25 protein-coding genes and 3 pseudogenes are annotated in these 25,800 nt (G+C 71.4%); 13 read left to right on the plus strand and 15 right to left on the minus strand.

The genetic code is table 11. The features are described from left to right. Positions 1-47: 47 nt before the first annotated feature. The 7 genes from amiA (at position 48) to ACFY3J_RS22490 (ending at position 8,394) form a co-directional block, all read left to right on the plus strand. Entirely contained in the window at positions 48-176 is a 129-nt protein-coding gene (gene amiA, locus ACFY3J_RS22460; RefSeq protein WP_267882580.1) for a streptamidine family RiPP, read from the plus strand. A gap of 81 nt (positions 177-257) precedes the next feature. Then, positions 258-1,046: a hypothetical protein gene (locus ACFY3J_RS22465; protein WP_390841586.1), complete on the plus strand. Its 789-nt coding sequence runs from the start codon at positions 258-260 to the stop codon at positions 1,044-1,046. Further along, positions 1,043-2,428, plus strand: a complete 1,386-nt coding sequence (locus ACFY3J_RS22470) for a CocE/NonD family hydrolase (protein ID WP_390841587.1) — start codon at positions 1,043-1,045, stop codon at positions 2,426-2,428. Before ACFY3J_RS22465 ends, ACFY3J_RS22470 begins: the two co-directional genes overlap by 4 nt. Next, positions 2,425-3,774 carry a YcaO-like family protein gene (locus ACFY3J_RS22475; RefSeq protein ID WP_390841588.1) on the plus strand — a complete coding sequence of 450 codons (1,350 nt, stop codon included), beginning with the start codon at positions 2,425-2,427 and terminating at the stop codon, positions 3,772-3,774. The genes ACFY3J_RS22470 and ACFY3J_RS22475 overlap by 4 nt, the downstream gene beginning before the upstream one ends. After that, positions 3,774-4,943 (plus strand): hypothetical protein, encoded by a 1,170-nt coding sequence (locus ACFY3J_RS22480; RefSeq protein WP_390841589.1) that lies wholly within the window; start codon positions 3,774-3,776, stop codon positions 4,941-4,943. Before ACFY3J_RS22475 ends, ACFY3J_RS22480 begins: the two co-directional genes overlap by 1 nt. Next, positions 4,940-6,667: an ABC transporter ATP-binding protein/permease gene (locus ACFY3J_RS22485; protein WP_390841590.1), complete on the plus strand. Its 1,728-nt coding sequence runs from the start codon at positions 4,940-4,942 to the stop codon at positions 6,665-6,667. The genes ACFY3J_RS22480 and ACFY3J_RS22485 overlap by 4 nt, the downstream gene beginning before the upstream one ends. Before the next feature lie 5 nt (positions 6,668-6,672). Beyond that, positions 6,673-8,394 carry an ABC transporter ATP-binding protein gene (locus ACFY3J_RS22490; RefSeq protein WP_390841630.1) on the plus strand — a complete coding sequence of 574 codons (1,722 nt, stop codon included), beginning with the start codon at positions 6,673-6,675 and terminating at the stop codon, positions 8,392-8,394. A gap of 233 nt (positions 8,395-8,627) precedes the next feature. Here ACFY3J_RS22490 and ACFY3J_RS22495 read toward each other — a convergent pair whose 3' ends face one another. The 11 genes from ACFY3J_RS22495 to ACFY3J_RS22545 all read right to left on the minus strand — a co-directional run bounded on the left by ACFY3J_RS22495 (position 8,628) and on the right by ACFY3J_RS22545 (position 18,035). Then, positions 8,628-9,800, minus strand: coding sequence for a GTP-binding protein (locus ACFY3J_RS22495; protein WP_390841591.1), 1,173 nt, complete (start codon positions 9,798-9,800; stop codon positions 8,628-8,630). Positions 9,801-9,806: 6 nt separating this feature from the next. Continuing rightward, positions 9,807-9,977, minus strand: coding sequence for a 50S ribosomal protein L32 (gene rpmF / locus ACFY3J_RS22500; RefSeq protein WP_053667044.1), 171 nt, complete (start codon positions 9,975-9,977; stop codon positions 9,807-9,809). Between the two features lie 150 nt (positions 9,978-10,127). Beyond that, positions 10,128-11,009, minus strand: coding sequence for a metal ABC transporter permease (locus ACFY3J_RS22505; protein WP_390841592.1), 882 nt, complete (start codon positions 11,007-11,009; stop codon positions 10,128-10,130). Beyond that, positions 11,006-11,872, minus strand: a complete 867-nt coding sequence (locus ACFY3J_RS22510) for a metal ABC transporter ATP-binding protein (RefSeq protein ID WP_390841593.1) — start codon at positions 11,870-11,872, stop codon at positions 11,006-11,008. Before ACFY3J_RS22510 ends, ACFY3J_RS22505 begins: the two co-directional genes overlap by 4 nt. Positions 11,873-11,883: 11 nt before the next feature. Beyond that, positions 11,884-12,822: a metal ABC transporter solute-binding protein, Zn/Mn family gene (locus tag ACFY3J_RS22515; RefSeq protein WP_390841594.1), complete on the minus strand. Its 939-nt coding sequence runs from the start codon at positions 12,820-12,822 to the stop codon at positions 11,884-11,886. 709 nt (positions 12,823-13,531) lie between these two features. Next, complete coding sequence (locus ACFY3J_RS22520) at positions 13,532-13,834, minus strand: hypothetical protein (RefSeq protein WP_073948446.1); 303 nt, start codon at positions 13,832-13,834, stop codon at positions 13,532-13,534. Between the two features lie 130 nt (positions 13,835-13,964). Continuing rightward, entirely contained in the window at positions 13,965-14,327 is a 363-nt protein-coding gene (locus ACFY3J_RS22525) for an ArsR/SmtB family transcription factor (protein ID WP_390841595.1), read from the minus strand. After that, positions 14,314-14,715, minus strand: a complete 402-nt coding sequence (locus tag ACFY3J_RS22530; RefSeq protein WP_390841596.1) for a (2Fe-2S) ferredoxin domain-containing protein — start codon at positions 14,713-14,715, stop codon at positions 14,314-14,316. The genes ACFY3J_RS22525 and ACFY3J_RS22530 overlap by 14 nt, the downstream gene beginning before the upstream one ends. After that, positions 14,712-15,386, minus strand: coding sequence for a hypothetical protein (locus tag ACFY3J_RS22535; RefSeq protein WP_390841597.1), 675 nt, complete (start codon positions 15,384-15,386; stop codon positions 14,712-14,714). Before ACFY3J_RS22535 ends, ACFY3J_RS22530 begins: the two co-directional genes overlap by 4 nt. After that, complete coding sequence (locus ACFY3J_RS22540; protein ID WP_390841598.1) at positions 15,329-15,871, minus strand: Fur family transcriptional regulator; 543 nt, start codon at positions 15,869-15,871, stop codon at positions 15,329-15,331. The genes ACFY3J_RS22535 and ACFY3J_RS22540 overlap by 58 nt, the downstream gene beginning before the upstream one ends. A gap of 193 nt (positions 15,872-16,064) precedes the next feature. Further along, a complete protein-coding gene (locus tag ACFY3J_RS22545) occupies positions 16,065-18,035 on the minus strand; it encodes a heavy metal translocating P-type ATPase (RefSeq protein ID WP_390841599.1) in 1,971 nt (656 codons plus the stop codon). 96 nt (positions 18,036-18,131) lie between these two features. Between ACFY3J_RS22545 and ACFY3J_RS22550 the strand changes: the two genes are divergently transcribed. After that, positions 18,132-18,530: an ArsR/SmtB family transcription factor gene (locus ACFY3J_RS22550; RefSeq protein WP_390841600.1), complete on the plus strand. Its 399-nt coding sequence runs from the start codon at positions 18,132-18,134 to the stop codon at positions 18,528-18,530. On the opposite strand, the pseudogene ACFY3J_RS22555 reads toward ACFY3J_RS22550, so the two are convergent. Next, a pseudogene (locus tag ACFY3J_RS22555) lies at positions 18,472-18,911 on the minus strand (FAD-dependent oxidoreductase); the annotation flags it as partial. The gene ACFY3J_RS22550 and the pseudogene ACFY3J_RS22555 sit on opposite strands and share 59 nt — an antisense overlap. A 118-nt stretch (positions 18,912-19,029) precedes the next feature. Here ACFY3J_RS22555 and ACFY3J_RS22560 point away from each other — a divergent pair. Further along, positions 19,030-19,168 (plus strand): annotated as a pseudogene (locus ACFY3J_RS22560) (flavoprotein); the annotation flags it as partial. Between the two features lie 358 nt (positions 19,169-19,526). Here the strand turns inward: ACFY3J_RS22560 and ACFY3J_RS22565 are convergent. Further along, a pseudogene (locus ACFY3J_RS22565) lies at positions 19,527-19,988 on the minus strand (rhomboid family intramembrane serine protease); the annotation flags it as partial. A gap of 145 nt (positions 19,989-20,133) precedes the next feature. Here ACFY3J_RS22565 and ACFY3J_RS22570 point away from each other — a divergent pair. Next, the gene (locus ACFY3J_RS22570; RefSeq protein WP_390841601.1) at positions 20,134-21,270 is read left to right on the plus strand and encodes a tyrosine-type recombinase/integrase; all 1,137 of its coding nucleotides are present in this window, start codon (positions 20,134-20,136) and stop codon (positions 21,268-21,270) included. Between the two features lie 269 nt (positions 21,271-21,539). Here the strand turns inward: ACFY3J_RS22570 and ACFY3J_RS22575 are convergent, their stop codons facing one another. Next, positions 21,540-22,367: an SDR family oxidoreductase gene (locus tag ACFY3J_RS22575; protein ID WP_382119098.1), complete on the minus strand. Its 828-nt coding sequence runs from the start codon at positions 22,365-22,367 to the stop codon at positions 21,540-21,542. A gap of 212 nt (positions 22,368-22,579) precedes the next feature. Here ACFY3J_RS22575 and ACFY3J_RS22580 point away from each other — a divergent pair, with 212 nt between their 5' ends. Next, positions 22,580-23,350 (plus strand): DUF2690 domain-containing protein, encoded by a 771-nt coding sequence (locus tag ACFY3J_RS22580; RefSeq protein WP_390841602.1) that lies wholly within the window; start codon positions 22,580-22,582, stop codon positions 23,348-23,350. On the opposite strand, the gene ACFY3J_RS22585 is transcribed toward ACFY3J_RS22580, so the two are convergent. Beyond that, positions 23,334-23,834 carry a peptidoglycan-binding protein gene (locus ACFY3J_RS22585; RefSeq protein ID WP_390841603.1) on the minus strand — a complete coding sequence of 167 codons (501 nt, stop codon included), beginning with the start codon at positions 23,832-23,834 and terminating at the stop codon, positions 23,334-23,336. The genes ACFY3J_RS22580 and ACFY3J_RS22585 overlap by 17 nt on opposite strands. A 140-nt stretch (positions 23,835-23,974) precedes the next feature. On the opposite strand from ACFY3J_RS22585, the gene ACFY3J_RS22590 reads away from it, so the two are divergent. Together ACFY3J_RS22590 and ACFY3J_RS22595 are read left to right on the plus strand one after the other, a co-directional pair. Continuing rightward, positions 23,975-25,042, plus strand: coding sequence for a DUF2690 domain-containing protein (locus tag ACFY3J_RS22590; RefSeq protein ID WP_390841604.1), 1,068 nt, complete (start codon positions 23,975-23,977; stop codon positions 25,040-25,042). A gap of 283 nt (positions 25,043-25,325) precedes the next feature. Next, on the plus strand, positions 25,326-25,772 hold the full coding sequence (locus tag ACFY3J_RS22595; protein WP_390841605.1) for a hypothetical protein: 447 nt from the start codon (positions 25,326-25,328) through the stop codon (positions 25,770-25,772). The last annotated feature ends 28 nt before the right edge of the window (positions 25,773-25,800 follow it).

Here is a 25,800-nt window from a genome sequence, read left to right on the forward strand (position 1 = left end):
TCGCCGATCCGGCGGCGCGGTCACCCGTACTGAACGGAGACTCATTCATGGAGCAGAACAAGGTGTTCACGCCGATCGCGGAGCAGGGTCAGCTCGCCCACCTGTCGGCGACCCACTCCAACGCCCTCGTCGAGAACCCCTTCGACGACGCCGTCGAGGCGGACGCGGACAAGTAAGCCCGCCTGCCGAACCTGGGCCCGCCCGGAACGCCTTCCCGGGCGGGCCCGTCCAGTCCCCTTCCCCCTTGGAGGAACCTCGTGACCACCGTGCGGCTCGCCCCCGGCGTCGTCCTCGTCACCGTCCCCCAACGGGGCCTCGCCGTCCGCACGCCCGACGGGAGGTTCCTGCGGGTGAACACGGGCACGGCGGACGAGAAGGAGCTCCTCTCCCACCTCACCGACGGTGGTCCCGGCAACCCCCAACTGCTGGCCCTCGCACGAGCCTTCGAGGAGACGGGCTACACCACCCGCACACCGGCACCTGCCCCGCTCGACGGACGCACCGTGGTCGTGCTCGGCGATCCCGAGCTCACAGGGCCGCTCACCCGGTGCGTCCGTGACGCGGGAGCCACCGTGCGCAGCGACTTCCGCATCGAGGACCCCCACCGCACCGCCGTCGTCTGGTGCTTGAACAAGCCCGCCGCCGAAGGCATCTGGGAAGAGGCCGACGAGCTGCCCCAACGCGGTACGGCCTGGCTCCGCTGCCACCGCGAGGGCGCCCACGCCTGGCTCGAGCCGCTTGCCTGCGCGCCCGGTGACGTCACTGCCGCGCACGTACGGCTCCGCCGGCTCGCCGCGACCCCCGCGTACCGCGAACTCTCCGCCTACTGGGCCGGCCACGCCACCCCCGACGAGGCCCCCGGCCACTCGCAGGCGTCAGCCGCGCTCACCGCGGCACTGCTCACCGGGGACCTCATCGCCTGGGCGAACGGCGCGCCCCTGCCCGTGCGGCGCCGGCTGCGCCGCATCGACCTGCGCGACCTCACCGTCACCGAACACCCCGTCCTGCCGGTACCGCGCGTCGCCCCACTGGACCTGCGCCGATGACCACCACCGTCCGCATCGACGGCCTGGCGACCGACGTCTGCCTTCCCCCGGCGCCGGGCCCCCACCCCACCGTGGTCATCCGCACTCCCTACGACCGCCGCCATCACCGCGCCGAACTCCGCGGCTGGGCCGCCCGGGGCTTCGCCGCCCTCGCCCAGGACGTACGCGGCCGACACGCTTCGAAGGGCGACTGGCACCCGTACGGCGCTCACGAACCCAAGGACGGCGAGACGACCCTCCACTGGATCCGCGCCCAGCGCTGGAGCAACGGCCACGTGGTCGCCGCAGGCGCCTCGTACGCCGCGTACTGCGCCCTCGTCACGCCTGGTGCCGACGCGGTGATCGCCGCCGTTCCCGCCCTCGGACTCGCCGAGACGGCCCGCGAAACCACCGGCCCCGAACGCCTCCAGGCCCGCGTCGGCTGGTGGTCCCAGTACGGCGCCCGCCAAAGCCGCACCCCGAGGGCGCTGGAACACCTCCCGGTCAGCGAAATCCTGGACCTCCCGGCGTGGCCCGCCCTGTGGCACGCACCCCGCCGCGCCATGCCCGGGGCCCGCGTGCCCCTGCTCTCCGTCGGAGGCAGCCGCGACCCGTTCGCCGAGGACACCATCCGGCTCTGGCGGCACTGGCCCGGCCCCGCCCGGCTGCTGCTCGGCCCCTGGGGCCACCGGCTCACCGTGGAGCCGGCACCCGAGGCACGCCCCGGCCACCGGCTCAACCTCGGTGAGCTCTACGCGGGCTGGGCCCGCGCCGCACTCGCCGGCACCCTCGCGGACCGGACCGGCGCGGTCGCGCTCGGCGGCAGCGATCACTGGTGCCGCCCCCGACCGGGCCACCCCGCCTCGTTCGCCTTCGGCACCCCCCTGCACCTCCTGAACGGCGCCGACTTCGTCGCCGACCCCCACCACCCGGTCCGCTCCGACGACCTGAACGTCCCCGCCCAGGGCACCCCGGACCGCTGCCTGCTGCTGTCACCACCCCTGCCGCGCACCCTCGACATCCTCGGCCCCGCCGAAGCCCGACTGGACGCCGTCGCCGACGCGCCCTGTGCCGACTGGGCCGTACGGCTCGTCGCGCTCGACCCCGCCGGCCGGGCCGAACCGCTCGCCACCGGCATCGTGCGCCGCACGGAACCCGGGCCCTTCACCGTTCCGCTCGGACACCTGGCCCGTCGCCTGCGCGCCGGGACCCGGCTCCGCCTCGAAGTCGCGGGCCACCACTTCCCGGCGCACGCCCGCAACCCGCACACCGGCGAGGACCCGGTGGCGGCCACCCGCCTGCTGCCCTCCCACCGCACCGTACGCACGCGCGGCAGCGCCCTCTCCCTCCCCGTCGTCCGGCGCATCCACCACATCGATCCCGCCCAGGAGATCCAGACTTGACCATCGAATCCCTCGTGGACCCCGTCTGCGGGCTGATACGCGGCGTCGAGCCCGTACCGCACCCCACCGGAGCCCCGCCCCGCTACACCGCGATGACCGCCGACGTCTCCGACGCCCGCCGGTTCGGCGCGTGGCCCGCCGACCGGGTCTCGCTCGGCACCACCTTCGGCGACCCGACCGGCGCACGGATCGCCGCCATCGCCGAGGCCGTCGAACGGTACTGCGGCAACCGTGTGCCCCCGCAGGACCACCCCGACGCGCCGCGCCGCGCCACCGCCGCCGAACTCGCCGCCGAGGGAAAACGCCTCTACGGTCCGAACGACGTCCCGGCCTACGCCCCCTGGCAGTACGCACGCGAGAACTTCCCCTACCGCCCTCTCACCCCCGACACCCCCGCCCTGTGGGCCCGCGGCACCGAGGACGGCGAGGAGTGCTGGGCCCCCGTCGCCCTCACCCATCTCAACTGGCGCCAGGGCGAGCACCGCCTGCTTCCGCGCACCCACCACCTCAACTACGCGGGCATCGCCACCGGACAGGGCCTGGACGACGCCGTCGAACGAGCACTCCTCGAAATCGTCGAACGCGACGCCCTCGAACTGTGGTGGCACCTCGACGGCCCGACCCGCGGCATCGACCCCGCCAGCGTGCCCGGCCTGCTCGACGACCTCGCCGGCACCACCCTCGACGTGTGGATCGTCGAGATGCCCTCCGAGTTCGCCCCGTGCATGGCCGCACTCGTCCACGATCCCGCCCGCGGCATCCACGCCGCCGGCTTCGCCTGCCGCTACGACCCCGCCGAAGCCGCCCGCAAGGCGGTCCTCGAAGCGGTCCACACCTGGGTCTTCACCCAAGGCACCACCGACGCCGACGGCTGGGTCTTCCAAGCCATCGACGCGGGCATGCTGGCCCGCGGCCTCTACCTCGACCACCGCCCCGACCGGCGCTACCTCGACGCCTGCGGCGAGGACTTCGCAGCCGTACGCGACCTGGGAGCCCACGTCCAGGTATGGCTCGACCCGCGCATGGCCCCCTACGCCCGCCGCTTCACCGACCCCGCGCTCGGCACCGTCCCCATCACCGACATCGAACCCACCACACGATCCGCCCTCAGCTCCCGCCTTGCCCGGCACCGCGTGATCACCTTCGACCTGACCACCGAGGACATCCTCGAAACGCCCCTGCGCGTCGCCCGCGTCCTCGTGTCCGGCCTCATCCCGAACCAGCCCGCGGCCTTCGCCTACCTCGGCTGCCCGCGCTTCGCGCAACAGGCGCTGTCCCGACAGTGGCGCACCAGTGCGCCCACCACCGCCGCCGACTTCACCCTCGCGCCACCGCCCCACATGTGATGACGTCCCTCCACACCGCCCTCGCCCGTGCCCGCTCCCCACAGCCACCCGGCCCCGACATCCCGGCAGGCCACCAGGTCACCCCGTGGCCCGGGGAGCCTCACCCGGTCCCGCCGCACCTGGACCGGCTCCTGCGCCTGTCCCTCGGGGGCAACCGCCTGCGGCCCGCGGCCTCCGCCGGCGCCCTGCACCCGGTCAACACCCACCTCTTGCTGGGCCCCGACAACACGGTCCCGCCCGGCCGGTACGCGTACGACCCCGTACGGCACCGCCTGCTCGCACGCGGCACCGTATCCGCCGACGCGCCGCCGGGCGCGGTCGCCGTCCTCACCGTCACCGCGCGGCGCACGGTGTCCCACTACGGCCATCGAGCATGGCCGCTGCTGCTCCTGGACACCGGACACGCGACCGCCGCGCTCGCGCTCGCAGGTGCGCCGCAATGGTGCCCGGACGCGGACATCACCCTCCTCGCCGCAGCGGCGGGCCTCCCGCCCGACTGGCACGGAGCCGAGCCGGAACACCCGCTCGCGGCCGTACGACTCACACCCGGGCCGGCCGACGCCCTCGACCGCTGGGCGGCCTACGCCCCCGGCACCCCACCCCTCCCGACATCCCACACCTCGCCATCCGTCCTCCGAGGGACGTGGCGCATCCTCAGTTCCCTGCCCGGCACGACGACCTGGCGCCCCACGGCGGCTCCCGTACTGCCCGACACCGCACTGACGTCCCGCCGCAGTGCGCAGCCGCCCTTCCCGGGCGTGCCCGAGAGGACCCTGCTGGAACAGGTCCTGGCAACCGCCCGCCGCGCAGCCCCGGTCCCGTGGCGCCTGCTGACCGCCCGCCACCCCGGTACAGCGGCTCCGCCCGCAGGCGAGGCCGCCCCCGCGGACCTGGTCGCCCGGGCCGCGGGCCAGTCACTGCTCGGACAGGTCGGTGCCCTGCTCGTCGCGCACGGCTGCCCCGACGATGCGCCGCCCGCCCAGGTGCGCCAGGACCACGTGCTCGCAGGCCACGGCGTCGGCCTCGCCCAAGCGGTCGCCACCCACCTGGGTCTGGCCTCGCGCCCCATCGGCTCCTGGCAGCACGGCCCCTGCGGCCCGCCCCACATCGTCCACGCCCTCGCGCTGGGCGTCCGCACACAGCCCCCAGAAGGGACCGACCGGCCATGATGGTCCACCCGGAACTGCTGCGCGCCGCACGGATCGCGCGACGCCCCCTCCTCGGGGCCACCGCTCTGCTCGGCGCCGTGGCCGTCACCCACCTCGCCCAGGCGGTGCTCATCGCTCTGGCCCTGGCCCGCATCGCGCGCGGGGAGATCTCCGGCCTGCCCGCCCTGCTGGCCGCGGTCCTCACCACCGTCGCCGTCCGCGCCGTACTGGGCTACCGCCAGCGCGTCCTCGCCGTCCGCGCCGGGGCACGCGTACGGGTCGGCCTGCGCGACGAGCTCCTCGAACGCCTCGCCGCTCTCGGGCCCCTGCGCGGCACGGACAACCGCGCGGGAGCCGTACGCGCCACACTGGTCGACGGTGTGGAGGGCGTCGACGCGTACGTCTCCCGCTACCTCCCGCAGCTTCTGGTCACCTGCGTGCTGCCGCTCCCGCTCCTCGCCGCCGTCGCAGCGGTCGAACCGTACGCACTGCTCGCCCTCACTCCGGCTCTCCTCCTGGCCCTCTTCGCCCCGCGCTGGTGGGACAAGCTGCTCGCCCGCCGCGGCCAAGAACACTGGGGCTCGTACGAGGCGCTGTCCGCGGACTACCTCGAGGCGCTCCAGGGCATGCCGGCGCTCCGGGCCGCCGGCGCGGTCACCCGCACCCGAGCGCGCCTGGAGGAGCGTTCGGCGGCCTTGCACCGTGCCACCGTCGCCAAGCTGCGGGTCTCACTCGTCGACACCGGCATCACGGACCTGGCCGTCCAGGGCGGCACGGTCGCCGCCGCGCTCGTCGCATGCGCCTCCGCCGCATCCGGCCGGACCGCCGCCACCGGCACCTACCTCGTCCTCATGCTGGCCTCCGAGTGCTTCCGCCCGATCCGGGACCTGTCACGCGAATGGCACGCGGGCTACCTCGGCCTCTCGGCCGCCGACGGCATCACCAAGCTCCGCACCGCGCAACCCGCCGTACGCGACGAAGGCACCGAGCCGGCTCCGCACCAACGGCCCGAGATCCGCTTCGACGACGTGCACTTCACCTACCCGGGCGCCGCACGCCCCGCACTGCGCGGGATCACGTTCACCGCCGACCCAGGCCGCACCACAGCCATCGTCGGTCCTTCCGGCGCCGGCAAGTCGACGCTCCTCGCGCTCCTTTTGCGCCAGTGGGACCCGGACGGAGGGAACATCATCCTCGACGGCACGGACCACACCGCCCTCACTCTCGCCTCTCTCCGACGCGGCATCGCGGTCGTCTCCCAGGAGACCTACCTCTTCCACGCCTCCGTCGCCGACAACCTCCGCCTGGCCCGCCCCGACGCGGCCGACGAGGAGCTGTATGCGGCCGCCGGTGCCGCCGGCATACACGACGAGATCACGCGGCTGCCCGACGGCTACGACACGCAGGTCGGCGAGCGCGGTGCGACGCTCTCGGGCGGTCAGCGCCAACGCCTGGCGCTCGCCCGGGCCTTGCTCGCGAACGCGCCGGTCCTGGTTCTGGACGAGGCCACGAGTGCGGTGGACGAGCGCCGTGAGTCGCGCATCGGCCGCGAGCTGCTCCGTGCGGCGCGCGGCCGCACCTGCCTGGTCGTCGCCCATCGCCTCGCGTCCGTACGGGACGCCGACCGGATCGTAGTCCTGGACGGCGGTCGCATCGACGGGGTCGGGACGCACACGAGCCTCCTGGCACAAGACGGGCTGTATGCGCGGCTGGTGGCCGCGGGACGCGTTCAGGAGGCGGCGTGACCACCATGGCGACCGGGACCGAACGCGGTGCCCTGCGAGCCCTGCTGCCGGTGCTGGCGGCGCACAAGGCCATGACGGCACGGACTTTCGGTGCGGCGCTCCTCGATCAGGCGGCGCTCGTCGCGCTGGTGACGCTTGCCGCGCACACCGTCGGTACCGCGGTCATGGAGCACTCCGTCCCGGCACCGGTCACCGTCACCGCTCTCATCGCACTGATCCTGCTGCGGTCGCTCGCCACCTGGCGGGAGATGGACCTGTCGCACGACCTGGCGTACCGGGTGCTGGCCGAGCTGCGGGTACGGGTCTTCGACGGGCTGGCCCGCAACGCGCCCGCGCGGATAGCCGGCCGACGCAGCGGCGACCTCGCGGCGGCGGCACTGGCCGATGTGGAGGCGCTGGAGTTCTTCTACGCGCACGCCGTCGCCCAGATTCTCGCCTCCGCCACCGTCTTCGCGGCCGGCACGGCGGTGCTGGCCGTGGTCGACACCTGGCTGTTGGCCCCGATCGTTCCCGCTGCCGGGTTGCTAGTCCTCGCGCCGCTGCTGGACGGCCGGGCGCGGGCGACGCGCGGTGCCCGCACGCGCCGGGCAGCCGCCGAGCTGTCCGCAGAGGCGGTCGAGACCGTCGACGGGCTACGCGAACTACTCGCCTTCGGCGCGCTGGAGCAGCGGCGCGCCGGTCTGCGCAAGCAGGGCGAGCGGCTGGGGGAGGCACAGAGCTCCGAGCACGCGTGGGAGGCAGGCGCGGCAGCGGTGCGCGACCTGCTCGTGGTGGCGGCAGTCGTCGGGGTGGTCGGGACGGCCGCGCACTCGCTCAGCGGGGCATGGGCACCGGCGGCCATGGCACTGGCGCTCGGCGTGCTCGCCCCGGTCGCCGACTCCGCCACCGCGCTCGGCCAGGCGGCCGGGCTGCGCGCGGCGGCCTCCCGCGTCGGCGCGGCGATCCGTGCCCGGGCGGGGGCACCCGCGCCCGCCTCGCCCCGCCCGGCGCCGACCGGGCCCCTGGGCATCCGGATGCGGGGGGTTCGCTTCGACTACGGCGGGGCGTCCGTGCTCGACGGCCTCGACCTGACGGTCCACGCCGGCGAGACCCTCGCACTGGTGGGGGCGTCCGGCACCGGCAAGTCCACCTGCGCGCATCTGCTGGCGCGCTTCTGGGATCCGACGCAGGGCTCCGTCGAGCTGGTCGGGGCCGGTGGCTCGCCCGTCGACATACGGGAGCTCGCGGAGGAGGAACTGCGCCGTACCGTCTCGGTCGTCGGCCAGGACACGCCGCTCTTCCACGGCACGCTCGCCGACAACCTCCGCCTGGCCCGCCCGGACGCGACCGAAGACGAGCTGCACGCGGCCGCTCGTGTCTGCGGCGTCGACCGGATCGCCAAGGCCCTGCCCGACGGATACGACACACAGGTCGGCGAGCGCGGCGCGACACTCTCCGGCGGGCAGCGCTCCCGCATCGCCCTGGCGCGGGCGCTGCTGACGAACCCACGGGTCCTCGTTATGGACGAAACAACGGCCCACCTGGACACGGCGGGGGACGCGGAGCTGTCCGCGGCGCTCGCGGCCGCGTCCCGGGGGCGTACGACGGTGGTGATCGCTCACCGGCCGACGACCGTGCAGCGAGCGGACCGGATCGCGGTCCTGGAGAACGGCCGGATCGCGGAGACCGGCACATGGGACGAACTCTCCCGTGCGGGCGGGGCGTTTTCCCGAGTGCTCACCCGGTGAGCAGGGGAAGGCCGCCCGACGGCTGGTGGGTCCGCGAAGCGGTGCGCGGCGTCCCGGCCGCCCGCCGGGGCGATGATGGCGAACCGGGGATGTCACGACGTGAGGGCGGCAGTACGCCCAGGGTTGCTCCCGGCACGTCGCGCGCTTCAACTGCCGCCCGGGCATCTTGGGTGACCGAGCGGCTGCCGGGCCGGGCGGCGCCGTGGCTGCGTCCACCGCCCGGCCCGGGGTCCTCAGACGCCCGCCACGGGTTCGGGATGCTCGTGCTCGCAGGTGTCGTCGATGCCGTAGGTGTCCCAGGCGGGGAACGGGTCGACGGGCGGCAGACTCTCGCCGTCGGCCATGAGGCAGTCGGTCAGTGCCGCGTGCAGTGCGTCCGCGTGCAGGTGCGTGCCGATGAAGACCAGTTCCTGGCCGTCGGGGCTGTCGGTGTCGCGGGCGGCGGAGGGCTCGAAGCGTGCGACGGAGCCGGCCTGTGACCACAGGCCCGTCACCTGCGGGCGGCTGGCCAGCGTGAAGAACCCCTTGGAGCGCAGGATCTGCCCGTACGCGCCGCTGTCGAGCTCTTTGGTCACGAACGTCCACAGCCGGCCGGGGTGGAACGGCAGTTCGGCGCGGAAGACGGTCGAGGAGATCCCGTACTCCTCCGTCTCGGGGACGTGGTCGCCGTTGAGCTCCCTCACCCAGCCGGGGGCCTGCTGGGCGCGTTCCAGGTCGAACAGCCCGGTGCCCAGTACGTCGCCGGCCCGCACGCGGCCGTGGACGGCCGGGACGACGCGCGCGGCCGGATTGAGGCGGCTGAGCGTCGCCCGCAGCCGGTCCGCCGACTCCTCGTCGACGAGGTCGAGCTTGTTGAGCACGATGACGTCGGCGAACTCCACCTGGTCCATCAGCAGGTCGCTGACGGTGCGTTCATCGTCCTCGTACTGGTCCAGGCCGCGCTCGACGAGCTCGTCGCCGCCGGTCAGCTCGGGCAGGAAGCCCGCGGCGTCGACGACCGTGACCATGGTGTCCGGGCGGGCGACCTCGCCGAGGGTGGCGCCGTCGTCGCGGGCGAAGGCGAAGGTCGCGGCCACCGGCATGGGTTCGGAGATGCCGGACGACTCGATGAGCAGGTAGTCGAAGCGGCCCTCGCGGGCCAGCCGGTCGACCTCCTGAAGCAGGTCGTCGCGCAGGGTGCAGCAGATGCAGCCGTTGGTCATCTCGACCAGGCGTTCCTCGGTGCGCGACAGCGCGGCCTCGCCGCCGCGCACCAGGGCGGCGTCGATGTTGACCTCGCTCATGTCGTTGACGATGACCGCGACGCGCAGCCCCTCGCGGTTGCCGAGGATGTGGTTGAGGAGGGTGGTCTTGCCCGCACCGAGGAATCCGGACAGGACGGTGACGGGCAGACGGTCGGAAGGCATGAACGCTCAGCCCTCGGGCCGCAGCAGCCCGCGCTCGTACGCCTTCACCAGCCGCTGGGGCACCAGGTACGAGACGCCGTCGACGGTGATCGGGACGAGCGTCGGCGTGGCCGCCTTCCACTGGGCGCGGCGGTGGCGGGTGTTGCTGCGGGACATCTTGCGCTTGGGCACGGCCATGGGGTTCCTCCTGGATCGGTGAGCATGTAGAAGTTACATGAAAATGAATGCCATTACTACTTGGTGTTGAGGCGTCGAGCTTCGAGGGGGTGGGCGGCAAGCGTGCTTGCGGGCGCACTCACCCCGTCGGCCGGCTGGCGCTCCCGCCGTTCAGGCGGATTGCGGGGTCGGCCTCCTGGCTCCCGGACGGCGGGTGCGGTACTTGCCGATCAAGCGGCAGACGGCGTAGATCGTGAACGAGATCGTCGTGACGTACGGGCTGATGGGGATGCTGCTGCCCAGGGCGAGGAGAATGCCGCCCTCGATGGAGATCACTGCGAAGACGGTGCTGAGCAGTGGTAGCAGTACGGGGGAGGCGGTGACGCGGGCGGCGGCCGCTGCGGGAGTGACGACGAGGGTGAGGACCAGCAGCGCGCCGACGACCTGCACCGACAGGGCGATGGCGAGTCCGAGCACGAGCATGAAGGCGATCGACAGGCCCCGCACCGGCACCCCGCGCGCCTCGGCGACGTCGGGGTCGGCGCTGGCGAAGGCAAGCGGCCGCCATATGGCCGCGAGGACGATGAGTACGACGGCGGAGGTGCCGAGCAGCCAGGTCGTCTGCGGGGTGTCCACGGCGACGATCTGGCCGGTGAGGAGACCGAACTTGTTGGCCGCCCGGCCCTTGTAGAGGGCGAGGAAGAGCACGCCCAGGCCCAGGCCGAACGGCATGAGGATGCCGATCACCGAGTTGCGGTCCCGGGCCCGCGCTCCCAGGACGCCGATCGCGCCGGCCGCGAGGAGCGAGCCGGTGATCGAGCCCGCCACGATGTTCGTCCCCAGCAGGAGCGCGGCCGAGGCGCCTGCGAAGGACAGTTCGCTGATGCCGTGCACGGCGAAGGGCAGGTCGCGCATGATGACGAAGACACCGGCCAGGCCGCCGACCAGGCCGAGCGCCGCACCGGCGATGAGCGAGTTGCGCACCAGCGTGAGCAGTTCGCCGTAGTTGTCGAAGCTGAAGATCTGGTGCCAGATCCCGTCGGCGAGCGTCATGGGCGGACTCCGTCGGTCTCGCGGGTCTCGTGGGTGTGAGGGGGAGGTGTGGCCGGCTCGTCGGGCGCTCCCACGACCACGACCCGGCCGTGGACGCGGACGACGTCGACCCGCGTGCCGTACAACTCGGAGAGCGACTCGGAGGTCAGGACCTGCTCGGGGGTGCCGACCCGGTGGCCGCCGCCGGCCAGGTACAGCACCCGGTCCACCAGACCGAGCACCGGGTTGATCTCGTGGGTCACGAAGACCACCGCCGTGCCGTGGGAACGGCGCCGGGCGTCCACGAGTCCGGTGACGGCCCGCTGGTGGTGCAGGTCGAGGGAGAGCAGTGGTTCGTCGCACAGCAGGATCCGCGGGTCGGTGGCCAGTGCCTGCGCGATGCGGACGCGCCGGCGTTCGCCGCCGGACAGCAGGCCGAGCGGGACATCGGCATACGCCGACGCCCCGACCGACTCGAGGATCTCGTCCACCCGGCGGCGAACGGCGCCGGTGCGCAGTCGCGGGCCGAAGCGGTGTCCGTCGATGCCGAAGCGGACGAGATCGCGGGCCCGCAGCATCGACTGCGCGGACAGGGCGGCCTGCTGGGGGACATAGCCGATGTCCCGACTGGCCGCGCGGGGTGGCCGGCCGAAGACGGTCAAGGTCCCGGCGGACAGCGGCTGCCGGCCCAGCAGGGCCCGGACGAAGCTGGTCTTGCCCGCGCCGTTCGGTCCGAGCACAGCCACGAACTCGCCCGGGTGCACGTCGAGTTCGAGACCGCTCCACACCGTGCGGTTGCCGTAGGACAGGGCGGCGCCGCGCAGACTGATCGCCGCGGCGCCGTCCATGCGCCGGCCTTGCCGGGCTCGGGGCACGGAGGTCATGCCCGGCCGCCTCACTTGTCCAGCGCGCTCGCGAGCGCGTCGACGTTGGCGGTCATCCAGCCGAGGTAGTCCTTGCCCTTCGGCAGGGTCTCGGTCACGGGAACCACGGGGATGCCTGCCGCCCTGGACGCCTGCTCGACCTTGTCCGTCTGGGGGCCGGAGGTCTGCTCGTTGTAGACCAGCGCCTTGACCTGCTTGCCGGTGAACAGCGCCAGGGTCTCCTGCAGGATCTTCGGAGAGACGTCGTCGCCCTCCTCGATGGCCTCGCTGAACTCCGCGGGCGTCTTGTTGACCAGGCCGCTCGCCTCGATCACGTACAGCGGCACGGGCTCGGTGATGGCCACCGCATCGCCGCCGTGCTCCTTCTTGATCTGCGCTTCCTTGGCCTCCAGCGGCTTCAGCTTCGCCTTGAAGGTGTCCGCGTTCTTGGTGAAGGCGGCGGCGTTCGCGGGGTCGGCCTTGCCCAGGGCGGAGGCGATGCTGTCGGCGATCTTGGCGACGCTGGGGAAGTCGTACCAGACGTGCTCGTTGAGCTCACCGCCCTTGGGGGCGGTCCTGCCGGAGACCTTGACGGCGTTGATCACCTCGGCGGAGGAGTTGCCGCCGCTCTTCAGCATCTTGGCGATGAAGTCGTCGTAGCCGCCGCCGTTCTCGATGACGACCTTCGCCTTGGACAGGGCCAACTGGTTCTGGGTGTTGGCCTCGTAGGAGTGCGGGTCCTGGCTGGGATCGCTGATGACCGAGGTGACCTCGACGTGGTCGCCGCCGATCTGCCGGGCGATGTCGCCGTACACGTTCGTCGAGGCGACCACCGGGACGGCGGACGAGGACGCTGGACTCTGGGCGCTCCCGTCGCTTCCGGAGCCCGATGAACTGCCGCAGCCTGCCAGAAGGGCCAGGGAGGCGGCGCCGGTTATCAGCGCCAGGCAACGGGACGGGGACGGGGGCATGGTTCCTCCATGACAGGTGGGAACGGTGTTTTCACACGCGTGGGACCGCCCGGTGCCGGACCGGGCACACATCACGCTAGATGAAAACGAATACCAAAACCATGCTGGATCTGTTGTATATGAAAATCGTTGCCAATTGTTGACGTGCTCGCCAGGGCTGTGATGCGCGCGGTCCGGCTCCTGTCGGCAGTGGTCGGGATCCCCGTGACCTCCGCGATGTGCTCGGCCTCGGTGAATCCGGTCGTCGCCACGCCGTCGGCCCAGCGCTGGACAGCTTTAGCCTCCGCGGCGAGGCTGAGGCCGCAAAGCCGGTACGAAGACAGTTCCGGTGCCTGTCGGCCGGCCGGGTGATCGAGTGGTTCGCCGGTCCTGTCCCGTATGACGTCGACGTGCCCGGTGCTCTCGAGGGTCCGGCGCTCAACCGGTGGGCTGCTCCTGGGTGTGCCGGATGGCGTCCATCGCGATGCGGGAGGTGTGCGGGGCTGGAAGATCGGCGGCTGGCTCGCCCCGAGGGTGCTCACGGTTCGCGGACACGCTTTCCGTCCTTCGGCAGCTCGCGGACGATGCCGGGGGCGGACGGGTGAGGCCAGTGCCCTTGGGGGCACTGGCCGCTTGCAGCGCCCCTGTCGGCTCGTCCGTCGATGGCGCTGGGGAAGGGGAAGCCGTTGTCGCACGCGTGCATCATCATGCGACAACGACTTCGGTTGCGTCAGTGGTCGTCCCAGTGCCCTTCATGGGCCGCGTGGCGGTGGCCCTCGTGCACGTAGTCGACGTGGTCCTCGTGGGGCACGGCCACGTGTCCGCATCCCTCGCCGTGCTGGTGGTCGTGGTTCTCGTGGGTGGTGTGGCCGGCGGTCACGCACTCGTCGACGTGGCCGTCGTGGGACTTGTGGAGGTGCCCGTCGTGCACGTAGTCGGTGTGATCGCCGTGCGGGACGGCGACGTGTCCGCATCCCTCGCCGTGGGTGTGGGTGTGGTCGTCGTGGGTGCGATGTTCGGCGGCGGTGGCCATGCGCTGCTCCTGGGGGTGCCGTTCGGCGGCCTGTGGGTGCTGCTGTCGCAGGCCGTGCGTCGTCAAGTCAATATAGGGCAATTCAGGCATATGGGAGGGGGTGTCGCGACGGCTGGGACACCCCTCACTGTCAGTCGAGGTCGCGTACCCCGAGGCGCAGGTGCTCGATGTGGTGGACGGCCTGGTCGAGGAGCTGGGCGACGTGGTCGTCGTAGAGGCTGTAGACGACGCGGCGGCCGTCGCGGCGGCCGGTGACCAGGCCGAGGGCGCGCAGCAGGCGCAGTTGGTGGGAGGCGGCGGACTGTTCCATGCCGACGACGGCGGCGAGTTCGCCGACCGGGTACGGGCGCTGCCGCAGAGCGGTGAGGATCAGCAGGCGGGACGGTGTGGCCAGGGCCTGGAGCGTCGTGGCGACGGAAGCGGCGGTGGCCTCGTCGAGCCGGGTGGCCGCGAGGACGTCGCGGCCACCGGCGTCGATGTCATCGGCGTGCACGGGCGCGGGCCCCGCGCGGTGGGCGGATGAACTGGAGCGCCAGAGTGGCCGGCGGTTCGGCGATACCGGGTCCGCCCTCCGCGGCCCAGCGCAGCAGGTCGTCGGTGCAGTCGTCGTCCATCGCGAAGCCCACCCAGACGGCACGGCCCCCGGCCCGGCGCCCGGACGTCGACGGCTGTACGACGATGACGTTCGCCTGGTCGCAGGGGCCGAGGCAGTCCGTCGTACGGACCTGGAAGCCGTGTCGCGCCGCGTCGGCGCGCAGCCGGTCCAGTTGCCAGGCGTGGTCGGTGCCGGGGTGCTTGCGCTGGTTGCCGCAGCAGCAGCCCCGGCACACGACGAGGGTGCAGGGCCGGGGAACGGACGCCCGGATCACGGACCGGTTCACACCGCGGTCCGGGACGGCACGCCGTACGTCCGGATCCGGCCGTCCCGCCGGGCGACGGCCAGCAGGTGGGGGCCTGCCCAGGCCGGCGCCGCGACCGCCGCACCGGTGCCGTCCAGTTCGCGCACCGGCCGCAGGCACGCCTGCGGCCGCCCGGCCGTGGCGTACCACAGCGCTGCGGTCCCATCCGCGCCGCTGGCGAGGTGCCCGGCGGCACCCGGCCGCCAGGCGAATGCGGTGACGGTGGACGCGGCGGGCTCCGTGCGCCACGACTCGCCTCCCTCCGCGTCGAGTACCAGCCCGCAACGGCCGGAGGCGACGGCGACCCGCCCCCAGCCTCGGCTTCGCTCGACCGGGGGCGCCCCCAGGTCGCGAGGTTCGGTGGTCAAGTCAATCTCCTGGTCGTGTTGTTCAGGGGCGAGCAGGGCGGTTCGCAGGTCGTCCTCGGTGATCTGGTAGGCGGGACGGTGCAGGGGCCGGCGGCGGGCCTCGCCCTCCATCGGCAGCACGGCGACGACCGTCTGCAGCGGCGGACAGCCTGGTTCGGTGCAGGCGAGCCGGCGGACCATGACGGCGGTGTCCGCGTCGAGTCCGAGCAGCACACGTACGGTTTTCTTCAGCTCGCGCAGCTGCGGACTCGGCCCCGCGGGTCCGGGGCGCGATCCCAGTGGCATGGCGGTGCTTCTCCTTCGTCCCCGGACGGCCGGCATCCGTCTGTGCGGGGCAGACAGTCGGCGCAGACGCCGGTGAGTTCGACGGTGTGCTCCACCGCGGCGAAACCGGTGTCGGCGGCGATCCGGCCCGCCCACTCCTCGACGACCTCGGAGTCCACCGGCCGGCTGCGGCCGCAGTCGCGGCACATCAGGTAGTGGCGGTGCCCGTCGGCGGGGCGTAGCCGGTAGAGCCGCCCACCCTCCCCCGTAGCCCTTCGGGCACGGGAGGTGCCCCCATTCGCTCCGGCTGCGCTCCGCTCGTCGCGGACGACGTCCACGCCGCCGTCCGCCTCCAGCTCACGTAGGACGCGGTAGACGGTGGTCAGGCCGATCGCGTGGTCGCCGGCCACCAGAAGGGCGTACAACTCCTGGGCCGACACGAAGTCCTGGCAGCCCGCGAGTGCGCGCATGACCGCCCTGCGCTGCCGTGTCATCCGGCCGCCCATGGCACATCACCCCCTGTGGCTCGTGCGGTGTCGGCACCGTTCACGGTAGATGAAAACGAAATCCATGTCCATATGAAGTGCCGGTCATGTGGTGTCGGGTCGCGTCTCCCGCGTCAGCAGCGCCGTCGAAGCGGTCGGACGGCAACGGCCCGCCGCACCGGCGACTGGTGCGGCGGGCCGTGGGCGCAGCGGATCAGCGGCGGCCCTCCGCGCGGGCCCGGGTCCAGGCGGCCTCGCGCAGCAGCCGCAGGCCGTTGAGGCCGACGATGACGGTCGAGCCCTCGTGGCCGAGGACGCCGAGGGGCAGGGGGAGGGTGGCGGCCAGGTCCCAGACGACCAGGCCGGAGATGAACACGGCGGCGATGACCAGGTTCTGCACGACCAGGCGGCGGGCCCGGCGGGAGAGGGCCACCACGGCGGGCACGGTGGCCAGTTCATCGCGGACGATCACCGCGTCGGCGGTTTCCAGGGCCAGGTCGGAGCCGGTCCGGCCCATGGCGATGCCGGTGTGGGCTGCGGCCAGGGCGGGTGCGTCGTTGACGCCGTCGCCGACGACCAGGACCTTGCGGCCGGCCTGCTCCTGTTCCCTGACCGCGGCCACCTTGTCCTGCGGGAGCAGTCCGGCTCGGACGTCGGTGATGCCGACCTCGGCGGCCAGGCGGGCGGCGGCGCGGGGATTGTCGCCGGTGACCAGCGTCGGCGCGGTGCCGGTGAGTGCGGCGAGGGAGGCAACGGTGGCGGCGGCGTCCGGCCGCAGCCGGTCGGCGATGCCCAGGACTCCGGTCGGCGCGCCGTCGGCCACCACCAGGACCGCGGTGCGCCCGCCATCCTCCAGCTCGGCGGCGGTGTGCGCGTCCTCGGCGCCGGACAGCAGCCGGGCGGGGGCGCCGACCGCGATCTTGCGGCCATCGACGGTGGCGGTGACTCCGATGCCAGGGGTGGAGGTGAAGTCCTCCGCGACGGGCAGGGCGAGACCACGGGCGCGGGCGGCGTCCACGACGGCGCGGGCCAGCGGGTGCTCGCTGGGGTGTTCGGCCGCCGCTGCCAGGATCAGCAACTCCTCCTCGTTCAGGCCGGAGCCGGGCAGTGGCCGGATGTCGGTCACGCGCGGGGTGCCCTCGGTGAGCGTGCCGGTCTTGTCCAGGGCGACCGCGTCGACCTGGCCCAGGCGCTCCATCACCACGGCGGACTTCACCAGCACCCCGTGCCGCCCGGCATTCGCGATCGCGGACAGCAGCGGCGGCATGGTCGCCAGCACCACCGCGCACGGCGAGGCGACGATCATGAAGGTCATGGCCCGCAGCAGCGAGTCGGTCAGCGCGGCGCCGAACGCGAGCGGCACCGCGAACACGGCCAGCGTGGCCGCCACCATGCCGATCGAGTAGCGCTGTTCGACCTTCTCGATGAACAACTGGGTCGGCGCCTTGGTCTCGGACGCCTCTTCGACCATCTGCACGATCCGGGCGATCACCGAGTCGGAGGCGTCCCGCTCGACCTCGATGTGGAGTGCGCCGGTGCCGTTGAGGGTGCCGGCGAACACCTCGTCGCCGGGTTCCTTCGCGACGGGCAGCGGTTCGCCGGTGATGGTGGCCTGGTCCACCTCGCTCGCCCCGCCCAGCACCCGGCCGTCGGCGCCGATCCGCTCGCCGGGCCGCACCAGGACCGTGTCGCCGACGGCGAGATCGGCGGTGGGCACGGTCTCCTCGGTGCCGTCGGCGCGCAGCCGGGTCGCGGTGGCCGGAGCCAGGTCGAGCAGGCCGCGCACCGAGTCGGCGGTGCGCGCGGTGGCCAGGGCCTCCAAGGCGCCGGAGGTGGCGAAGATGACAATCAGCAGGGCGCCGTCCATCACCTGGCCCACGGCCGCCGCACCCAGCGCGGCCACGATCATCAGCAGGTCGACGTCGAGGGTCTTCTCCCGCAGCGCCCGCAGTCCGGCCAGCGCGGGCTCCCAGCCGCCGGCGGCGTAGGCGAGCGCGTACAGCACGCCCCAGGACCAGGCGGGCGCGCCGGTCAGCTGCAGCGGGAGTGAGAGCAGGAACAGCGCCGTGGCCGCTGCGGCCCAGCGGACCTCGGGCAGCGCGAAGACCCGGGTCCGTCGCCGCGGAGCGGCATCCGGGCGTGCGGTCGCGGCGGGCGCGGGCCGCTCGGTCAGGGTGGAGGACATGACGAAGAACCCTTCGGGAGGGCGGGACGGAACGACTCAATCACCATACAGGTACATATGAAGAGCTGTTCAAGTGTCACTTGTATGATGGCAGTCATGGGCCATGGAGCAGCTCCCGCCAAAGACCCCGTCCCGCACACTCGCCTGGACGCGGACAGCGCCGCCCGGGTGGCCACCACCCTCCAGGCCCTGGCCACCCCCTCCCGGTTGCTGATCCTCTCCCGCCTGCGGGAAGGCCCCTGCGCCGCCACCGAACTCGCCACCGAGGTCGGCATGGAACAGTCCGCCTGCTCGCACCAGCTGCGCCTCCTGCGCAACCTCGGCCTGGTCGTCGGCCGCCGCCAGGGCCGCTCGGTGATCTACGCGCTCTACGACAACCACGTCGCCGAACTCCTCGACCAGGCCGTCTATCACATCGAGCACCTGCGCCTCGGGCTCAGCGACGCCACGGACGCGGACCGCTCGGAGGACGCCACGCTCGGCGTGACTCGCTGATCAAGGGCACGGCCAGCGATCCGGGTGGAAGACCTGGACGGCGGCGCGCTGATGCCAGGCCGAAAGCACCGGCGGCGGTGATGGCCTGGCGGTAGGTGTGGTCGACGATGCCCCCTGCGGCGAAGACTTCCGGGATGTTCGTCTGCGTCGAGGGCGAGGCGACCTTGAGGTAACCGTCGTCTTCCAGGCGAGTTGCGCCTTGAACAGCTCCGTGCGCGGGTCGTGGCCGATGGCGATGAACAGGCTGATGACGTCCAGGTCGCGGGTGGCGCCGGTGAAGACGTCACGCAGGACCCCACCAGACAGCATGCCGGTGCTCTCCTTGATCTCCGCGACTTCGCTGTCGAAGGCGAAGAAGATCTTGTCGTCGGCGAAGGAGCGGTTCAGCACTTGCGCGTGCACTCGGTAGCTACGCGGCTCTGTCCACGTTCCTCGTGGTGACCTCGTTCGCCGCTGCTGTATTGGCCGCTGGATCGGGGCGCAGATCTGTTCAGGCGAGGGCGAGAATCGCCCACTGCCGCCCGTTGACGCGATCGCGGTGGCTCCCAGCCGCGTCCAACACGGTCAACAAGTGGGCCGTTGGCATCTCCGACACCCTCGCCCTGGGAATCCTGTGCGAGGTGTACGGGATGGGGGTGGACTCAATCGATCAGCGCAACACCCCAGGTGGAACGTTCCGCGACGCCTCGTGATGCGGCCTCTCCGGCGTGGGGTGCCGGGGGTTCTGTCGAGCTCGGCTGTGAACCCCTGGGGGCCTCCACTCCGAGCCGTGATGGATGGTGCTCGATGTGACCCTTGTGGAGGTGCTCCTCGCCTGGCAAGGCGTCAGGGGAGTCGGCAATGGGTCAGCGTGAGCCCTGCTAGAGGCTCAAGAATCCGGCAAAACATGCAGGTGGTTGAATAGTTCAACAACCGACAGCCGGCCCGGGAATGCAAACGTTGCTTGTGTAAAATCATTCAGGTTTCCTTGGGCTGCCTGGCTCTTGGCGTGTGGCCCTACCAGGTCCGTCGCGCCTGCCGTCCGAAGAGGATGCCGCCCGGTTCGGGGGGTGGGGGAGTGCCCGGCTTGAGGGGCCAGGCGAGCAGCATGCCCGCGACGAAGCCGACCACGTGGGCCAGGTACGCCACGGTGCCCGCCTCGGCGACGGCCTCGCCGGAGGAGTAGAACGCCTGCAGTACGAACCAGAAGCCCAGCACGATCCAGGCCGGCAGCCGCAGCGGCAGGAAGAGGAGGAAGGGGACGAGGATCCAGACCCGCGCCCTCGGGTAGAGCACCAGGTAGGCGCCGAGGACGCCGGCGACGGCTCCCGAGGCGCCGATCAGGGGAGTGCTGGAGGAGGAGTTCGTGAGAGCAAAACCGTATGCGGCCGCGTACCCGCAGACCGCGTAGAACAGCAGGAACCGCACGTGGCCCATGCGATTCTCGATTGTGTTGCCGAAGATCTGAAGGATGGACATCAATGCAGGTCACAGGCATGATTGCTGAGCCCTGGTCAGTAAGTAGCCAGCAAGTGGCGAGCGGGAGTCCCTGCCTTGCTGACCGCGGGGCGCGTCAGCAGGACCAGGTCCGCTGGTTCACTCGTCCTCCGGAAGGTGTCGCTCCTTGGCCCGTCAGCTCGCCCGCGGCATGGGCTCCTTCTTCAAGCCCTGTGACTGCTCCAAGCCCAGCCGTTGCCCGCACGCCTACACCATCCGGTTCCGCGACGCTCGGGGAAAACAGCGAGAGGAAACCGGGTATCGGACCCAGGACGCGGCAGTCGAAAGGCTGACGGAGCTGTACGCCGACCGGAAGAAGACGTCTCCCTCGGTGGCGGAGGCACGACGCGAACTGGGGCAGCAGACGATAGAGGAGTACGCCCAGACGTGGTTGCCTCGGCAGCGCAAGATAACCGAATACTCGACCGCGAAAACCCTGGCGAGCCACTTCAGGGCACAGATCAACCCGGTGATCGGATCGCGGAAGCTGAATGCGGTGACACCGACCGTGGTGGAGGACTTCCTCGATCACTTGGAGGCGGAGGGGGTGGGCCGTGGACACCAGTTGAACGTCTACAGGGCCCTGTCAGCTCTCCTCCGGGATGCGTTCGAGAAGGGGGCCATTGCTGACAATCCTCTTCGCGGAGTGCAGAAACCCGAGTACGCCCCACAGCGGGTAGCCATCCCTGACGCCGAGTACATCGCAAGAGCGATCCAGGTGGCCGACTACAAGCTGGCGCTGGAGATAGTCCTGATGGTCGGCTGCGGACTCCGCAACGGCGAGGCACGTGCGGTGAACGTGAACAACATCGTCGCGGACGACGTGTACCGGGTGACCGAGCAGGTGCACTCCAGCACGCACCAGCTGGCGAAGCTCAAGCACCGCAAGGAAGGCGAATTCCGAGAGGTGCCCCTGCCGCGCACGGTCAAGGACGCCATCGAACGATTCGCGAAAGAGCACGGGACAACGGAGGACGGGTACCTCTTGAGGGGGCCGAAGGGGCCCTTCAGCGAACCGAACGAGCGTTACCGGGTGTTGAAGCTGTTCACGGCCCTCCCGCCGGCGGAAGGCGTCGGAATGTACAGCTTCAGGCACTTCTTCGCGTCCAACGCGCTGGGCAACGGCATCCCCATCACAGACGTGGCGGAATGGATGGGGCACACGTCGATCCAGGTCACCTACCGCACGTACAGGCACCTCATGCCCGGGAGCATCACCAAGGCGGCGACGATCTTGGACGAACAGTTGCGAGCTGTCGTGTGACGGTTGGAAGTTGGCGCCAGAAGCGGTAGCAGGATACCGGCGGGCCCCGACGGCCCGCCTCAACCCGTCACCTGACCCGCACTCCTCTTGACGCCGTCACGGAAACAATCCCGCCCCTCTCCGACGTTCTCGATCTTCGAATCGAGGAGGGAAGGTGTCCGGCCTGAAATTGTTCCGGATGACGAAGAGCGGCATGACGGAGGTCCTGTCTGCGCCGGACGGGGGTGAAGGCAGGTGACGCCGGACTGGCTGGGGTCGGCCAGCGGGTGTTACCTCGTATGGAGGAACTCCCTGGCGCCGCGGAGCCTGATGCCCAGCCGGTATTGCGCGGCGCGGCTGTCGAGGCGTACGTCCAGTGCCCCCGGTAGCCGGGTGTCCGCCCGACGGCCCGCGGGCAGCAAGGAAGGTGCGATGCCGTCGCGGCGGGCGATGAGCACGCCCAGCGAGTAGCGGCTGAGGGCGTCGGTGCCGGCGAGGTGGAAGACGCCTGCCTCGTTCGAGGCCGCGAGCTTCCACAAACCGGCCGCAAGATCGGCGACGTGGACGGGGCAGCGAATGTCGTCCGTGAACAGGGCTCCCTCTCGCTCGTTGGCAGCCAGCTCGTGCACCACCCGTTCGTGGTGGGATCCTCCGTCGCCGATGATCAGGGAGGTGCGGACGACAATGCCGTCCGGGCACAGCAGTCGCACAGCGGTCTCAGCGGCGGCCTTCGCGGCCCCGTACGGGGTGATCGGGTCTGGGGTGCAGGTCTCGTCGTAACGGGCCTTGCCGATGCCCGAGAACACGGCATCAGAGGAGACGTGTACCAGGCGGATTCCGAGCTTCGCGGTGGCCATGGCGATGTGGATGGAGCCGTCCGCAGTGATCGCCCAGTCCGCACCGCCGCTTGTCACGTTGATCACCGCGCGAGGTGCCACCGTAGCCAGGAGCGCTTCCACCTGTGCGGGATCACGGACGTCAAGCTGGTGCCAGGCGCCGGCCTGCGCGGCACTGGGGCGGGAGTGGAACGTAGCATCCGCCTCCCAGCCCCGTACTTGCGCTTGGCGCAGCAGCTCCGTCCCTAAGAACCCGCTGCCACCAATGATCAGCATCCTCATGCCGCACACGCTAAGGCATGCTGTCGCGGCGGCGGAGAGCACGGAAAATGCAGCAGGAGGCCGGGCCCGTTCGGCGTGAGCGTCCCGCAGGGGACCGCAGCACGGTCGTGCGCTCACCCAAGTTCGAGGCAGGGTCTGTGCGGTGAGTCCTCGTGTAACTCCCCAACAGGGAGCATCAGTTAGAACTGGTGAGTCTCCCGCGGAAGAGCAGCATGATGCCCCCTTGGACGGCGGTCGCCGAGCTGGGACGGCTGGCGCAGGTCGATGCCGAGTTCCTGCGTGTGCTGTGGGAATCGGCGGCCCACGCATGGACGGGGGAGCGCCCGGCCGACGACAATGATCCGTCACCCGCACCGCTGCGTCCGGCAGGTGACGTACGGGACCCGGATCCCCCGGACACCGTGCCCACAGGCCCCTTACCGGCTGAGGAACGGTTGTCCTCGCGCGGCTTTCGAGTGCCGTACGCGGGCGTACTGGCCGCTGTCGCTGCCTGCTCGCTGCTGGCCGCCGTGCTGCTCGCCCGGCCATGGGACAGCTGGACCAGCGGGACGGAGGACGACCGCCTGCCGGCCGGCGCTCCATCCGGAGCGCCGGCCTGGCCGTGGCCCTTGCACAGCGCGGCGGACGGGGCGGCCGCCGGGTGCCGGGCGGCCGGCTGCCGGGGCCTGGACCCCTACCGCGAAAGGTGCGACCGCGACCGTGTCGTCGTCCACCGGCTGCGCGCGTACGGCCGTGTCCTGACGCTTCAGTACAGTCCCGCCTGCCGGGCGAGCTGGGCGGAGGTCGACACCGCGGCGGCGACGGCCGGGTTGCGGATCGCCACGACGGGCGGCGACCAGCAGACGGCCACCGGCGGCGGGGCGTACACGGCGATGGTGGCGAGCGGGCCGGACGCGGCACGTGCCACGGTCGTCGTCCGTGGCCGACAACTCGGCGTCGCACAATACGACAGCTGGATCGACGCCGTCAGCGGCAGCGCGTGAGGGTGACGGCGTTCGTGCGCAGCGGATGGAACCGCCCGGCGTCATAGACCTCGTAGACGCCGTCCGGGGCCTGGCGCAACGGGAGGCCGTAGCGTTCGCCCTGGTAGACCATCCACTGGCCGACGGGGACTATACGCTCCGCTGCGGCGCCCCAGGTGGCCGGCCCGACGATCCCGTCCGCGGACAGGTGGTGGTTGCTCTGCCAGACGCGGGTAGCCTCGGCCGTCGCCTCGTCGTACGTGCAGGTGACCTCGGAGCGTGCCGAGTATCCGTCGGTCCACAGCACGCTCTGCCACAGGCCGATCAGGTCGCTGCGCCGACTGCGGCCGACCGCCAACTGCTGTGCGGCTCCCAGCCCGTCGGCGACGAGCACGCCGTTACGCCGGTCGCGGGACTGGTGGTTCCGCGGGGCTCCGGACCCCGCACACACCACCGCCAGAATCAGTACGCACAGCGCGGCGCGCGCTGTCGTCCCTTCGCCCATGGCACCGTCTCACCGTCGTGATGTCAACTGCGCTTTTCGCGGGTCCAGTTTGGCGAAACCAGCGGTTCCGCGATCGCCCGCGTAGATACGGTAGGGAAGAAAGCGATGATCCCAGAGAGCACTGGGCCCGGAGGGCGTACGTGACTGACTGGAAGCCGTTACCCGGCGGCCTCGCCTCGGACGTCCGGCATCTGGTCGCCGAAATGCGGAACTTGAAGGACCGCGCCGGGTTGAGTCTGGCCGTCCTCGGCGGCCGCACTCCGTACAGCAAGTCCTCCTGGGAACGCTATCTCAACGGCAAGGCACTGCCACCGCACCACGCGGTGACCTCCCTCGGAAAGCTGGCCGACGCCGATCCCGCCCGGCTCGTGGCGCTGTGGGAACTGGCGAACACCGCTTGGCACGACCACAGAACCAGTGACACGGACGGGGCCCGCGATGCCGACGACGGCCACGACCGGCCGTTCGAAGAATCCGCTCTCGTAACGGAGCGCGCTCCCGCCGCGCAGGCCGAGGAGCCGCCGTCCGTGAGCCGTCGGTTCGGCCGGCGGCAGCTGATCCGGACGGTGGTCGCCCTGGCCGCCGTCGTTGGCCTGTCCGTCTCGCTGTACGGTGCTTTCGGCCGGCATTCGGGCGCGCACGCCGACCGGGACGGCACCGTGGGCAAGGACGCACCGACCAGGCAACTCGACGTGAACTGCTTCGCGGACAGCTGTGCCGGAAAAAACCCCGGACAAACCGGCTGTGGCGGCGACGCGTGGACTGCTGCCCTGTACAAGGTCGCCGGGGTCTACGTGGAGCTGCGCTACAGCGATGCCTGCAAGGCTGCCTGGTCCCGTATCAGCTGGGGACATCCCGGCGACATCGCCCGGGTCGTCGGCGAGGGGGGTCGGACATACCAGAACAAGGTCCACTACGACACCGACACGTTCAGCGCGATGGTCGCAGCGCCAAGCCCCTCAACGGCCAAGGCGTGTGTTCTGCTCACCTCCGGGGTGCACGCCTGCACCTCCCCGGGCGGCACCCAGCACCTCACCGAGCCCCCCAACCCGCCCACCTCGACCACCACCTCCGTGGCGGTCGGCCCGAGGTGGGCGAGATCGCCGAGCGGCCGTCGATACACCACTCCGGCGGACGTGACCCGTGACGCTCGTTTGACGCTCCGGGGTCCCAGGAGATGGCCAGAAGGGCCAAGAGATGCCGCCTGACCTGCGATTTCTTCCAACCCTGCTTCATGAGACATGTTTCCGATGACGTCGCACGTGGAGTGCGTGGCGATTTTGGAGCCTGCTCGGAAGGCTGTCTGACCTGCGCTTTGCGGCTCGGGTGGGCCGCTCGACCTGTTTTCGTCCGTACAGCGGGTTAAGCAGACGGACCGACCTTTGCAGGCTTCCTGACCTGCGAATTCATGGGGGAGACGCTCCCATGGCTGACGCTTTAAGGGTCTCGTTCGGAGCTTCTTGACGCTCGGATGACGCTTGCCTCGGGGCTATGGTCGGCCGCATTGCTCTCATCGCGCACTTGCTGCGAGCTCTAGTCGCGGGCACGCTCGACGCCGCGCGCAGCCAGTTCGGGCCCCGTACGGAACTGGTCGCCGACGTGCAGCTCCTGTGCGCCGACGCTGCCCGTGTCGCCGGCGACTACCGCAACGCCGCCCAACTCCTTGTCGGTCTCGCAAGGGTTCTGGAGCGCAGTTCGGCTCCGTTCCTGCGCGGCATCATGCTCCGGGCCCGGCTCGGAGCCGCCGAGTGCAGGATTCCGTTCGGTGCCGCCGAGGAGGCGTTTGCGCGTTGGGCCGCGGTGGTCGAAGAGGTGGCCGGACTGGTCGATCCGTCGGATGCCGTACTCGAACGCTGCCGTGAAGTCGCCGTAGAACTCCACGAGCTAGGTCACGGCGCCGAAGTGAACACGATCTTGGCGAAGCTGGACCCGTTGTGAGGCGAAGGGCTTACGGCGCCAGGAAGAC

This window comes from Streptomyces sp. NPDC001231 (assembly GCF_042896885.1).
Lineage (GTDB): Bacteria > Actinomycetota > Actinomycetes > Streptomycetales > Streptomycetaceae > Streptomyces.

Coding starts and splice junctions, on each gene's coding strand:
- ACFY3J_RS22540 (WP_390841598.1), bottom strand. CDS start 15,871: ATGGGCGGCCGGATGACACGGCAGCGCAGGGCGGTCATGCGCGCACTC.
- ACFY3J_RS22535 (WP_390841597.1), bottom strand. CDS start 15,386: ATGCCACTGGGATCGCGCCCCGGACCCGCGGGGCCGAGTCCGCAGCTG.
- amiA (WP_267882580.1), top strand. CDS start 48: ATGGAGCAGAACAAGGTGTTCACGCCGATCGCGGAGCAGGGTCAGCTC.
- ACFY3J_RS22495 (WP_390841591.1), bottom strand. CDS start 9,800: ATGCCTTCCGACCGTCTGCCCGTCACCGTCCTGTCCGGATTCCTCGGT.
- rpmF (WP_053667044.1), bottom strand. CDS start 9,977: ATGGCCGTGCCCAAGCGCAAGATGTCCCGCAGCAACACCCGCCACCGC.
- ACFY3J_RS22470 (WP_390841587.1), top strand. CDS start 1,043: ATGACCACCACCGTCCGCATCGACGGCCTGGCGACCGACGTCTGCCTT.
- ACFY3J_RS22520 (WP_073948446.1), bottom strand. CDS start 13,834: ATGGCCACCGCCGCCGAACATCGCACCCACGACGACCACACCCACACC.
- ACFY3J_RS22485 (WP_390841590.1), top strand. CDS start 4,940: ATGATGGTCCACCCGGAACTGCTGCGCGCCGCACGGATCGCGCGACGC.
- ACFY3J_RS22550 (WP_390841600.1), top strand. CDS start 18,132: ATGGGCCATGGAGCAGCTCCCGCCAAAGACCCCGTCCCGCACACTCGC.
- ACFY3J_RS22580 (WP_390841602.1), top strand. CDS start 22,580: ATGATGCCCCCTTGGACGGCGGTCGCCGAGCTGGGACGGCTGGCGCAG.
- ACFY3J_RS22575 (WP_382119098.1), bottom strand. CDS start 22,367: ATGAGGATGCTGATCATTGGTGGCAGCGGGTTCTTAGGGACGGAGCTG.
- ACFY3J_RS22545 (WP_390841599.1), bottom strand. CDS start 18,035: ATGTCCTCCACCCTGACCGAGCGGCCCGCGCCCGCCGCGACCGCACGC.
- ACFY3J_RS22595 (WP_390841605.1), top strand. CDS start 25,326: ATGGTCGGCCGCATTGCTCTCATCGCGCACTTGCTGCGAGCTCTAGTC.
- ACFY3J_RS22510 (WP_390841593.1), bottom strand. CDS start 11,872: ATGACCTCCGTGCCCCGAGCCCGGCAAGGCCGGCGCATGGACGGCGCC.
- ACFY3J_RS22515 (WP_390841594.1), bottom strand. CDS start 12,822: ATGCCCCCGTCCCCGTCCCGTTGCCTGGCGCTGATAACCGGCGCCGCC.
- ACFY3J_RS22505 (WP_390841592.1), bottom strand. CDS start 11,009: ATGACGCTCGCCGACGGGATCTGGCACCAGATCTTCAGCTTCGACAAC.
- ACFY3J_RS22480 (WP_390841589.1), top strand. CDS start 3,774: ATGACGTCCCTCCACACCGCCCTCGCCCGTGCCCGCTCCCCACAGCCA.
- ACFY3J_RS22585 (WP_390841603.1), bottom strand. CDS start 23,834: ATGGGCGAAGGGACGACAGCGCGCGCCGCGCTGTGCGTACTGATTCTG.
- ACFY3J_RS22490 (WP_390841630.1), top strand. CDS start 6,673: ATGGCGACCGGGACCGAACGCGGTGCCCTGCGAGCCCTGCTGCCGGTG.